1 protein-coding gene and 1 pseudogene are annotated in these 1847 nt (G+C 61.5%); both read left to right on the top strand.

Translation table 11 applies throughout. The features are described 5' to 3' along the window. On the top strand, positions 1-963 hold a 963-nt coding region (locus FA743_RS20100), incomplete at its 5' end, for an IS66 family transposase (RefSeq protein WP_211242358.1). A gap of 151 nt (positions 964-1114) precedes the next feature. Next, positions 1115-1725, top strand: a pseudogene (locus FA743_RS20095) (IS630 family transposase); the annotation flags it as partial. Between the last annotated feature and the right edge of the window lie 122 nt (positions 1726-1847).

The raw sequence follows: 1847 nt of genomic DNA, 5'->3' as shown, positions 1-1847 counted from the left end.
GGCCTGGCGACAGCACCTTTCATCAGCGTGGATGACACTGGCGCCCGCCATGCCCGCCGCGACGGGATCACCACGCAGATTGGTGGTGACCACTTTACCGTGTTTCGGACAGGCCGCTCGAAGTCACGACTGAACTTTCTATCTTTGCTACAGGCTGGTGGCGAGGATTACGTCATCAACGACGCAGCGCTCGAATACATGCGCCGTCGCAAAGTGGCGCCGGAGGTGGTGGCCAGGCTCGCCGGCCACCCCCAGACCTTATTCAAATCACAGATGGCCTGGTATGATCATCTGGTGAGGCTTCCCCTGGATGTCTTCGACCGCACTCTGGTGCGCGAGGTCAGTGAGGCTGCCCTCTGGGGCGCGGTGCGCCATCACGGGTTGATGGAGAACACGGTGGTCGTGTCCGACGATGCCGGGCAGTTCCGTATCGCCAATCCTGCCCTGTGCTGGGTGCATGCCGAGCGCTTGCTGCAAAAGCTGATGCCCAAGGTGCCGCAACAGGCCAAAAAGCTGGAACGAATACGGGATCAGGTTTGGGCGCTCTACCGGGATCTGAAGCACTGGAAGCTCACTCCCACCGAGGCGGAGCGCCTCATCCTTGCCAAGCGCTTCGACGACATCTTCGGGCAGCGCAGTGGCTACAAGGATCTGGATCAGCTGCTAGTCCGGCTGCACAGGCGGAAGAATGAGCTGCTGATGGTGCTGGAGCGCCCCGAGATCCCGCTCCACACCAATGCGTCCGAAAACGATCTGCGCGCCTGCGTAACCAAGCGTCGTATGTCGGGCGGCACCATGAGTTCTGATGGCCGCGAGGCCCGTGACGTCATGCTCGGGTTGATGAAGACCTGCCGAAAGCTTGGCATCTCCTTCTTCGCCTATCTGGGTGACCGGCTCGGCCTCAATGGGCCAGATGAGCGCGTCCCGTTCCTTCCGGAACTCGTCGTCGTTCGGCCCGCCTGAACCACACTGCCCGGAAATCTGCCCCAGTTACGCATTTGATCGATGAGTAAAGCCTCTTTTTTCATATTTAATACCAACAGCCCTGAGCTCTGACTCGCGGGATTCCCTTCGCCCTGAAAATCTGAATCATTGCCACCAAGAGATGGAGGTTCTGATGGCGATTGAGATCACTCGAACGGATATGTCGACAAGCGAGCTTCGGGCGGCGGCGGCGCGCACAAAGGATGCGAAGGCGGTGCGGCGGATTTTGGCGATCGCTCTTGTTCTGGAGGGCGCGGATCGCAAGACGGCGGCGGAGGCCTGCGGCATGGATCGGCAGACCCTGCGCGATTGGGTTCATCGCTACAACGCCGAGGGGATCGCCGGTCTGTCGAACCGGTATTCGGCAGGCCCGTCGCCGCTCCTGAACTCTGAGCAGAGAGCGGAACTTGCCCGGATGGTCCGTGAAGGGCCTGACCTTGAGGCCGACGGGGTGGTCCGCTGGCGCTGCGTCGATCTCAAGCGCAAGATCGAAGATCGCTTCGGCGTGGCCATGCACGAGCGGACGGTCGGCAAACAGCTGGCGGCCCTTGGCTTTCGCCGCCTTTCGGTGCGCCCACAGCACCCCAGATCCGACCCGTTGGCACAGGAGGCATTTAAAAAAACTTTGCCGCGACGGTAAAGGCCGCCCTGCCGGAGACGGCGCATGGGAAGCCATTGGAGGTGTGGTTTCAGGATGAAGCCAGAGTGGGCCAGCAGGGGACGCTCACCCGGACCTGGGCCGAGTGTTCAGCGACAACCATCTTGGCCGGTGCCGACAACCACCTTGGCCGGTTGGGCTGAACGGAAGACGGGCATGCCCGTCTGGAGGGCAGTCCCACCGGCCTGAATGATTTCAAGGTTAG

The sequence above is a fragment of the Paracoccus gahaiensis genome (assembly GCF_005048225.1).
In the GTDB taxonomy this organism is placed as follows: Bacteria; Pseudomonadota; Alphaproteobacteria; order Rhodobacterales; family Rhodobacteraceae; genus Paracoccus; species Paracoccus gahaiensis.
This window is presented reverse-complemented; position numbering and strand designations above follow the sequence as displayed.